Origin of the sequence: Bartonella rattimassiliensis 15908 (assembly GCF_000278215.1) — a bacterium.
Taxonomy (GTDB): domain Bacteria; phylum Pseudomonadota; class Alphaproteobacteria; order Rhizobiales; family Rhizobiaceae; genus Bartonella; species Bartonella rattimassiliensis.
This window is the reverse complement of sequence record NZ_JH725068.1, coordinates 182718-186208: the sequence shown is the minus strand read 5'-3', so window position 1 is coordinate 186208 and position 3491 is coordinate 182718. Positions and strand designations below refer to the sequence as shown.

1 protein-coding gene and 1 pseudogene are annotated in these 3491 nt (G+C 38.0%); both read left to right on the top strand.

Annotation, left to right across the window (positions count from 1 at the left end; genetic code table 11):
• The coding region (locus MCY_RS07270; RefSeq protein ID WP_007347725.1) for a YadA-like family protein at positions 1 to 645 on the top strand (645 nt) is incomplete at its 5' end.
• Positions 646 to 1880: 1235 nt separating this feature from the next.
• Positions 1881 to 3491, top strand: a pseudogene (locus MCY_RS09685) (hypothetical protein); the annotation flags it as partial.

The window sequence follows — 3491 nt, the reverse complement described above, 5'->3', positions numbered from 1 at the left end:
GAGCTTGGCGGCAAGATAGGTGCCGTTCAAGAAGAGCTTGGCGGCAAGATAGGTGCCGTTCAAGAGGAGCTTGGCGGCAAGATAGGTGCCGTTCAAGAAGAGCTTGGCGGCAAGATAAATACCGCTCAAGAAGAGCTTAGAAACAGGATAGGAGTTGTTCAGGATGGTGCGGTTAATTACGATGTTGATTCAGAGGCCAAAAATAGAACCAATACGATCACTTTACAAAGTACGGAAAGAGGGACCTCAGTAAAAATACGCAATTTAGCTGATGGTAATGTTGATAAGAATTCAACAGATGCGATTAATGGCCGTCAATTAAGAGCGGAGTTAGATACTGTTCTTGAGAATGCAAACCATTATACTGATGTGAAGTTTGAAGTATTAAGTTATGATCTTAAGAATGTGCGCAAAGAGGCAAAACAGGCAGCGGCGATTGGTTTGGCAGTGTCTAACTTACGTTACTTTGACGACCCAGGATCTTTGAGTTTTGCAGTAGGGGGTGGTGTATGGCGTGGCCAGTCTGCTTTTGCTATTGGTGCAGGATATACATCTGAAAATAGTAAGATTCGTTCGAATGTATCAGCAGCCAATGCCGGTGGTCATTGGGGTGTAGGGGGTGGAATAAGCCTGAAATTACAATAACACCAGATAATACAAAAAAACGACAATTAGACCGCATTTTATCGCCCTTGTCTGATAAGGCAAGGGCGAAAATTTATATTGAGATTATAGTATAGAGAAGGTGTATTTCTAAAGAAGAGTCATAGAGGCGGATAATAATAAAGCCTCATAATAACATATTTTATAGTCATGAGTTTAGTGAGACTGATTTTAGTGAGAATCGTACCACTTTAACAAAAAATTTATGAATTCAGAGTAATACTTTTAAATAGAAGTAATACTCTCATCTAAATAAGAGTAATACTTTCATATAAATGAAAAGAGTGCATAATCTCATAATATTATACGGGATTACACAGTATTTTAAAAATTGTATATTCTATAATTTTATTGATAGAAAATATCCATGGGGAGGATATGCTTAAAAAATAAAGAAATTCCATTTTTATTATTTTATGATGATCCCTGTAAGCAGCAAGAACAATCACAAGGCATGAACCAACTATAACAATGTAAGCTAGCTATAATGATTAAGTAAGACTCACTTTGGGAGAAATAGAACCTTCAAAACAAGGAAACGAAACAAACTCTCTCTATTAAGTTTATACCGTCTACACACTGAATCATAAGAATTTTACAATTACACAAATCGGAAAGACTCATTCTGTAAAAATAATAAAATTCATTTTCTCTTGCTATTTCTCTAAATATCCTGTAGAATCACAAAAAGCTATTTTAGAAAGACTCATTCTGGCAAAAACAGAATAAATTCCCGCAAAGGAGGAGGTGCGAGGAATGATAAAGAAATACCCTAAAACTCAAGAGCATCTTATTCATTTTCATAACAAAAACACAACAACTTTGCAGAGAATAACCTAATCTCTCGCAAAGTTCTAAAAATCCTCTCGCGATAAGCACCTTATCACTTCTTAAACACACGAAATAAATCTCTAATTTTCAAAAACTATAAACCACACATTTAAATATCAGTACACAAATATGTCTTTTTTATATCCTTTCCGCTTTCAAACCCGAAAATTTTACTGCAAAAAACACACTCTAATTAAAGCGAAAAGAACCAAAATATTACCCAACACCAATCACAAGCTTATTGAAAGTTTTACTGCTCACATCTGCTTCAGTGATAAATTGAAATTCCATAAAGAACAAATAAAAAACCAAACCTTATAAGAACCCTAGCGCTTAAATATGTCTTTTTAATGTTCTTAATATATTTTTTACTTGGAGAATTTATTATGAGAAAAATATATGCCACACCAACACGCAATGACGTAAATTTTCTTCGTTCCTTCTCTGCAATAAGAGAGATTTCGTTTATTGCAATGGCTGTATTTTTAGCAAATATTTCTCCTGTTTTTTCAGCTTCTCCTATTTTTTCAGTGAATCCTAATTTTAACAACAGATTTCTTGGAGGTGTCAAAAGTGTTGGTGTGTTTTATCCACAAAGCACCATCTCTGTTGCTGGTTTGAATGTTTCTGAAGACGATGAAAATTTTTTAACCAAAGCCCTTTGGAGTATGGATAATAATTCTATCATCAATGTTTTGACAAAAGATGATAATAAATTATTGAGAAATGCGTTGAGTATAGAGGATCAATATAAGAGATCTTTCATTAGTCCACAGCGAGTTGTTCGTGATAACTTTACAGCCCAGCAGCTTGCACAGAATGATGCGAATATAGGTGCTACTGGCGTTATTAATGTATCTGATTTTTCACAAAATTTTCCCGTCGTGGAAATGCCACGCAGCTCTAGAATAAAACGTAGCTCTTTCGCGGACTGGACGCGAGAGGATTTTGAGAAGAGGGCCTCTGTCGTCCAGGGTACGTGGGTAGGTACAGAGGCGCCTTTCAGATCTGTTATTCTTGGTTATGGCATAAACATTAAAGCTGACGAGGGAGGTGTAAATAAGGCGGTTGTTATTGGGTATCAAGCAGGTGCTGGCAGCGGTTGGTCTGTAGTGGTTGGTGCTAATGCAAGAGCGGAGTACAGCGGGTATGGTTCTGTTGTTATGGGGCGGAAAGCCTACTCATCAGGTCTATTTGGTATTTCTGTTGGTGGTTTTGGAAAACCAGACGGGAATGATTCACCTAAGCCATATGGTACGGTTGTAAAAGGTAATTATTCAATCGGCATTGGTTATGAGGCCTATGTAGAGGAGGGTGCGTCAGATTCAATTGCTATTGGCCGCAATGCAAAAGTCTTAGGGAACAGTGGAGTTGCTCTTGGTGGTAGCGCAAGTGTTGAATTAGGCGCCAGCAATGCAATTACTCTTGGTTGGAAGGCAACTGTTCACTCAAACGCCAACAGTTCAATTGCTCTTGGTGATAGCGCAAATGTTAGCCTTGGTAGCAAAAATTCAATTGCTCTTGGTCAAAGCGCATATGTTGAAGCAGCCTCCGACAGTACAATTTCTATTGGTTTGGAAGCATTAACCGGCGCTAAGCATACGATTGCAATTGGTAGTAACGCATTAGCCAAATCTAACTACGGGGTTGCAATTGGTAATGAAGCATTAGCCAGCTATCCGAATACGCTTGCATTTGGTGCCTTTGCAGTAGCCAAAGAGTTAGATGCGGTTGTACTTGGTTACAGTGCAAAAGCATTATCTAAAGCGGGTATAGCTTTGGGTTCATTTTCTCTAGCTAATGTTGGACCTGCTATTGTAGGTTATGATCCTATGACTAGAAAGAACTTAGATAAGCAGAGCATGGCCTGGAAATCCAGCCTTGGTGCACTCAGTATTGGTAATTCTGAAAAAGGTATAACCAGACAGATCGTAGGTGTTTCAGCTGGTACGAATGATACTGATGCTGTGAATGTTGCACAGGTGAAGTCATTACAA